Source organism: Reichenbachiella sp. (genome assembly GCF_039941815.1).
Classification (GTDB): Bacteria; Bacteroidota; Bacteroidia; order Cytophagales; family Cyclobacteriaceae; genus Reichenbachiella.
The window spans coordinates 719,121-725,915 of record NZ_JBDVDW010000032.1 but is presented as its reverse complement, the minus strand read 5'-3'; the positions used below and the strand labels follow the sequence as shown (position 1 = coordinate 725,915).

Genomic DNA, 6,795 nt, shown 5'->3' with positions numbered 1-6,795 from the left:
ATTTTACTACACTTTTTTATGAGAAGCTAACCTCGTGTTAACTGCCTCCCTGTGAAAGCGGATGCAAAGATAAGAAGTAATTTTTTCCTAATCCTAATGGTTTAGAAAAAAGTTTTGGAAAAAATTTGAAGCCCCTTTTACTCACGCAAAATAAACCCAATAATGATCCGCCCCTCACCTCAAAATGTCAATCTATTTGGCACTACTCTAAGTGCCTTCCCCCCTAAAGGGACGCAAAGATACCAACAACTCCCAGCCAATTCCAAATACATCTATAAAGTTTTTGAGAAATATTTCAAAACCATACGGAAACTTCGTATTAGCTCCAATAGGGTAATAAAATGTGCTAATCTTTTCTGGCTTTATAGACCTTCTTGGGGAATTACTTAAATAGTTTTGTCGATATGATAAAAGAATGGGTCGTCAAGATCAAACCGGAAGTAACCAAAATCGAAGAACTTCAAAATCAACTTAATATTCACCCTATCCTCTGTGCTCTTTTAATTCAAAGAGGAATCAAAAATATTGAAGATGCCAAATCATTTTTTAGGCCTGAGCTAGATCGGTTGCATGACCCATTTCTAATGAGAGATATGGATAAGGCGGTTGAGCGGCTGACTCAAGCCATCTTTGAAGAAGAAAAAATTCTAATCTATGGAGACTACGATGTAGACGGCACAACCAGTGTAGCTCTGGCTTATAATTTTCTCAAGGATTTTTCGCCTAATATCTTCACTTATATTCCTGATCGATATACTGAGGGGTATGGAGTTTCCCGCAAGGGTATAGATTGGGCACTGGATCATGACATAAAGCTGCTCATCACACTGGATTGTGGAATAAGAGCTACCGAAAATATCAAAGTTGCCGCTGATGGGGGTATCGATGTCATCATTTGTGATCATCACTTGCCCGGAGAGGAGTTGCCTGCTGCTGTCGCTATTTTGGATCCAAAACAAAACGATTGTAGTTATCCATACAACGAATTATCTGGTTGCGGCATAGGATACAAACTACTGGAAGGGTTCTCTATTCAAAATGGTATCGATCAAAACAAGCTGCTGGGCTTGTTGGATTTGGTAGCAGTAAGCATTGCTTCTGACATCGTGCCGGTCACTGGTGAAAATCGACTGTTGGCTTGGTTTGGTTTGAAAAAACTTAACAACTCACCCCTGCCAGGGTTTGCTGCACTCATCGAGAAAGCCGGTATGAATGTTCCATTGACCATCTCTGATGTGGTCTTTGGCATCGGCCCCAGGATAAATGCTGCCGGACGTATTGGTCATGCAAAAACAGCACTAGACCTTATGACACAATCAACAAAGGAGGAGGCCTATGTATATGCGGAAAAACTGAACGTAGAAAACCAGGAAAGAAAAAATTACGATGAGAACATTACCATCGCAGCCCTTGAGCTTATTAAAACTGAGGGTCAAGAACATAAGTGTAGTACGGTGCTTTTCAAAAAAGATTGGCACAAGGGTGTCATTGGGATAGTGGCTTCAAGGTGCATTGAACAATACTATAAACCGACTATTATTATGACTGAGTCCAATGGAATGATTACTGGCTCAGCCAGATCGGTCCAAGGATTCGATGTATATCTCGCGTTAGAAAGGTGCAGTGATCATCTCATACAATTTGGTGGGCACAAGTATGCTGCTGGCCTCACCATGGAGCCAGACCGTATCAATGATTTCAAAGTAGCCTTTGAAGAAGCTGTATCAGAACTAATAGAGGAATCTCAAAAGAAGCCTACTGTGAATATAGATACGGAGATTGATCTTCAGGATATTGACTTCAAGATGTTCGGCATCCTTAAACAGATGGGACCTTTTGGCCCAATGAATATGCAACCGGTTTTTTGCAGTAGAAATGTGTTTTTGAAAAAGGACCCTAGAGTGCTTAAAGAAAAACATCTCAAACTGTTTATATCGCAAGCAGGCTGTGCAAACAACTTTGACGTGATTGGATTTGGCTTAGGTCATTTCCATGATCAGCTGGATGCCCCGTTTGACATTGTCTATACCATAGAAGAAAATCATTATAAGGGCAATACTACATTGCAACTGATGCTGAAGGATATAAGAGTCTGAGGGCTCTTAAAGTAAATTATTATCATTAAAATTGCTGAAAGCAAAAGTAACTACGACATATGCAGTTGAGGGCAGAAAACCTGGTTAAAAAATATAAGAGTAGAACAGTGGTAAAGGGAATCTCTGTAAAGGTAGATCAGGGAGAGATCGTAGGCCTACTCGGTCCTAACGGTGCGGGGAAAACCACAAGTTTTTATATGACGGTAGGTCTGATCAAACCCAATAGCGGAAAGATTTACCTCGATGATCAGGACATCACTGACCTCCCTATGTATAAAAGATCAAAACTAGGGATCGGGTATTTGGCGCAGGAGGCTTCGGTGTTCAGAAAATTGACTGTGGAAGAAAATATCCTTGCTGTACTGGAGATGAAGGATTATACGAAAAAAGAGCAGAAGGAAAAAGCTGAGGCCCTGATGGAAGAGTTTAGCTTGACTCATGTTCGAAAAAACTTTGGTATTGCGCTCTCGGGTGGAGAGAGAAGACGGACGGAAATAGCGCGTGCCTTAGCCATCGATCCTAATTTTGTATTGCTGGATGAACCTTTTGCGGGTGTGGACCCAATAGCGGTAGAGGAGATTCAGATGGTAGTAGCTCAGCTTAAAAATAAAAATATAGGTATTTTAATCACTGATCACAACGTGCAAGAAACATTGTCGATTACAGATCGAGCTTATCTTATGTTTGAAGGTAAACTTTTGAAATCAGGTACGGCTGAGGAGCTCGCGGCCGATGAGCAAGTCAGACGTGTATATCTTGGAAGACATTTCGAACTAAAAAGAAAAATTTAATTAGCGTGCCTCTTTTTAATTCAATCCTTTCTTGGGTAATGAAAAAGCGAATCCATCAGATAGAACTTTTCATGAAATACCCGCATGATGTTCAAAAAGAGATTTTCTCAAAGCTCCTGCATTCTGCTCGGGATACTGAGTTTGGGAAAAAATATGATTTCAAAAACATCAAATCTTATGATCAGTATAAAGCTACCGTTCCAGTCCAGGCTTATGAGGCGCTTTTTCCATATATAGAGAGAAGGATGAAGGGTGAGCAAAAATTACTTTGGTCGTCTGATGTGAAATGGTTTGCAAAATCTTCCGGCACGACCAATGCCCGTAGCAAGTTTATCCCTGTATCTCCCGAAGCACTCGAAGATTGCCACTTCAAGGGAGGAAAGGACTTGATTTCTATCTACTTAAATAACAATCCCACTACTCAGATGTTTACAGGCAAGGGTCTGGCTATAGGTGGTAGTCACCAGATCAACGAGCTTGACCCAAAAATGGACTCTTACTATGGGGATGTCTCAGCAGTAATCATGCAAAATTTACCCATCTGGGCCCAGTTTATTCGGACCCCTTCTCTAGATGTGGCTCTGATGGACAAATGGGAAGAGAAAATTGAAAGAATGGCTGAGTCTACTGCCAACGAAAACGTAACTAACATTTCTGGTGTGCCTACCTGGACGATTCCTCTAATTCAAAAAATCGTTGAGCTGAAAGGTGCTTCTAATATTCTTGAGGTATGGCCAAACCTGGAGGTGTTTTTTCACGGTGCAGTGGCTTTTGGGCCGTATCGTTCTCTTTTTAAGCAATTGATTCCGTCTGATCAAATGAACTATGTAGAGACTTATACAGCTTCGGAAGGTTTTTTTGGAATTCAGGATAGATCGGATTCGGATGAATTGTTACTCATGTTGGACTACGGAATTTTTTATGAGTTTATCCCTTATGAGGAGATTCAAAAGGAACACCCCAATACAATAGGTCTGGACGAGGTAGAGATAGGAAAGATTTATGCTTTAGTGATTAGCACCAATGCAGGTCTGTGGCGATATAGCATCGGTGACACCATAAAATTCACCTCACTGAGTCCGTATAGAATAAAAATTGCGGGTAGGACAAAACACTTTATCAATGCCTTTGGTGAGGAGCTAGTTGTAGAAAATGCAGAATCGGCCATCACAGAGGCTTGTGAAATCACCGGAGCTGTTATTGAAAACTTCACAGCGGCACCTATTCATTTTACAAATCAATCAAGCGGCGGGCACGAATGGGTCATCGAATTTCAATCTCCTCCTGATAGCGCAGAAAGATTTGCGGTAATTCTTGACGAAAAATTGAGGGAGGTTAATTCTGATTATGATGCCAAACGCTATAAGGACATTGCTTTAAAAATGCCATTGATCCACGCAGCGGCACCAGGGACCTTCTACCAATGGATGAAAAAGAGAGGGAAGCTTGGTGGACAAAATAAGGTGCCTCGACTAGCAAATGATCGGGAGTATCTGGACGATATTCTAGAATTGATTAATGAAGGCTAGTATCTCCTAATACTGGTCTAAGGGTAGATCTAAAATCTTCCAAGCTGAAAGGATACCACTCCTGTGAATCCTGATAGGTCGTCATCACTTAAATTTTCCAGGCTTGAGCCTTTGACTATTCGGTATCCAGCTCCAAACCCTAGCCTAAAATGATTAGAAATATTGAGTTCAAGTAGTGCAGATGGCTCTAGCACGAAAAAGGCCGATGATTCCACTGTGAAATCATTGTCTCCGTTGGACAGATCAAAATAGTTGTCATCCGATATATCAATATGCCCTGCACCCAAAAGTATAGGTACGCTTAGGTGAATGATTTCTTTGGAGGCAACCTTAAATCCTAGTAGCATACCTGCATAACCTCCGTAGATATTAAGATCTCTTTGTTCATTGGTCTCTGGATTGAATCCCTCGAATTGAGATTCCGTCGCTATGCCATACCCACCTACGCCGAACATTACATTTTTATTGATCAGTATGCCTCCATACGCACCGACAATTAATACCTGCTGCGACACAAATTCGCCAACGCGAAGATCCACATTCCCAAAGCCGGTAATTTCTTTTTCCTTTCCGATCAGAGATTTTATTTCGTTGGCCTTTGGATCGTCAGTATACTGCTGTGCCTGCGAAGTAGTGTAAAACAGAGAACTAAGGATGATTAGTATATATTTAATGTTGGTCATCATCGGAAATTTAGAATACATATTTAATAGCAATGGAGGCGTCCCAGAAATCAGCTTTTATTTTTCTCATCCCCACATAGTTTAGGTATGGTTTTAAATCAAGGCTCAGCGTGATGGGCACACTGAGCATCCGGTACTCAATACCGATCATTCCATCGATGCCTAGGGTGAGATAGCTTTTTTCTTCGTACATAAATATTGAAGGATCGCTGTCGAACAATACTTTACTAATATCACCATGCTTTTCGGCTCCTACGTGCCCTCCGACTCCGTAGTAGAAATAGAAATTGTCATTGAAAGAAACATCCATGGGCTGATGAATTAAATACAGCCCTGTGAGTTGGATTCCATGCTTACGATTGCTTATTATGACTTCGAAAGCTTCTTCTTCAACAATAAACTTTTTGAATGTGAGTCCCGAACTTCCTCCCAGCCTGATACCAGCAGATCGGTCATATTGTTGTGAATAGCCATGGACTGAGCTGAGCATCAGCAATAGTATGAGGCCTATGAAAATTGAGTTTTGATTATTTGAATTCATCGAGATTGACCTGATTATCTTTTATTGGTAATGCCTCCTGTTTCTTCGAGGTATACGGTTAATTCTCCCGATTCTCCTTCGATACTCAGTTGGCTTTGTTTTGGTTTTATTGTTCCTACACTCCCTGTCAAGGTGATTAATTTTTCGTTTTCTGAATCTCTTGACTTGTTCATTCCCATGAAATTTCTGGTGAGAAACATCCTATCTTCACGGCCAGTCAAAACTGCTGAAAAATAGGATCCCATATCCAAGCTGACATTTATATCCGCACTTTTGCTCTTCAGATTCACAGTGTTGAAATTACTATTCACACTCATAACCTTCAGGTCGCCATAGTTGAGCTCCATGTCTATTCGGTCAAGAATACTATCAATCAGCACATTTGAAAAACTTGAATACCCTCTTATGGCTGTGACTTTCTCGAGGTATATTTTATCATTTCGAGAATCTATCTTCAGACTTTTGATGTGTCTCACCTCAAATTTTGAGGAGCTGCTGGTAAGATCTATATCTCCTCCTTCGTCGAGCTCTAACTCGGATCCTTTAAGTTCAACAAAGGCTTTATCCAATTTCTTAATCCACGACTTGCCAAAGCTCAGATTTAGTCGTGTTACCCCTGTCAATTGTTGTGCTTTGAAATCTCCATGTGCCAAAGTGATTTTGGCTTCATTTTTCAGGCTTTGCACATATACGTCTCCAAATTTATTATCCAATATCAGGGCTGAGTTGGCAGGAATGATAAGGTCATAGTCGATGCTAATTTTGTTTTTACTAATCAGCGTTTTCGAATAATCCCCCAGGCTGTTGAGCACTTCTTTGAATACGCTGGAATTTCTATCCAGCACAGTTTCAATGTTGAGTAGATCGCCAAAGTTTTTGAATTCGATGTCTACACGTTCCATGTTCTTGGATAGGGCCTCGTCATTTTTGCCATAGGCTGTGATTTTCACTTTCACACTTACAGAGTCCTTATCCCATGTATCTACAATAACCTTTCCATATTTATTGGTGAGCTCAATGGTGGGTTTGGCTGCCACTTGAAAAGACTGAGTGATATTCTTGACCAGCGTTCTGGATTGGCCATGGCTAGAATAAAACAGAATAGTCGATCCTATCAAAGTCAGTGCGACTCGCATTATCAAACGATATGTTTGT

6 protein-coding genes are annotated in these 6,795 nt (G+C 40.8%); 3 read left to right on the top strand and 3 right to left on the bottom strand.

Features of this window, described 5'->3' with window-relative positions:
• Positions 1-404: 404 nt before the first annotated feature.
• From recJ to ABJF11_RS10365, 3 genes are read left to right on the top strand one after another with little or no spacing between them, the layout of a single operon-like run.
• Positions 405-2,096: a single-stranded-DNA-specific exonuclease RecJ gene (gene recJ / locus ABJF11_RS10375; protein WP_348119775.1), complete on the top strand. Its 1,692-nt coding sequence runs from the start codon at positions 405-407 to the stop codon at positions 2,094-2,096.
• A gap of 59 nt (positions 2,097-2,155) precedes the next feature.
• On the top strand, positions 2,156-2,887 hold the full coding sequence (gene lptB / locus ABJF11_RS10370; RefSeq protein ID WP_348119774.1) for an LPS export ABC transporter ATP-binding protein: 732 nt from the start codon (positions 2,156-2,158) through the stop codon (positions 2,885-2,887).
• A gap of 38 nt (positions 2,888-2,925) precedes the next feature.
• Positions 2,926-4,416, top strand: a complete 1,491-nt coding sequence (locus ABJF11_RS10365; protein WP_348119773.1) for a GH3 auxin-responsive promoter family protein — start codon at positions 2,926-2,928, stop codon at positions 4,414-4,416.
• A 29-nt stretch (positions 4,417-4,445) separates the two neighbouring features.
• On the opposite strand, the gene ABJF11_RS10360 is transcribed toward ABJF11_RS10365, so the two are convergent.
• From ABJF11_RS10360 to ABJF11_RS10350, 3 genes are read right to left on the bottom strand one after another with little or no spacing between them, the layout of a single operon-like run.
• Positions 4,446-5,120: a hypothetical protein gene (locus ABJF11_RS10360; RefSeq protein ID WP_348119772.1), complete on the bottom strand. Its 675-nt coding sequence runs from the start codon at positions 5,118-5,120 to the stop codon at positions 4,446-4,448.
• The gene (locus tag ABJF11_RS10355; RefSeq protein ID WP_348119771.1) at positions 5,110-5,640 is read right to left on the bottom strand and encodes a hypothetical protein; all 531 of its coding nucleotides are present in this window, start codon (positions 5,638-5,640) and stop codon (positions 5,110-5,112) included. The genes ABJF11_RS10360 and ABJF11_RS10355 overlap by 11 nt, the downstream gene beginning before the upstream one ends.
• 14 nt (positions 5,641-5,654) lie before the next feature.
• On the bottom strand, positions 5,655-6,776 hold the full coding sequence (locus ABJF11_RS10350; RefSeq protein ID WP_348119770.1) for a hypothetical protein: 1,122 nt from the start codon (positions 6,774-6,776) through the stop codon (positions 5,655-5,657).
• Positions 6,777-6,795: the final 19 nt, after the last annotated feature.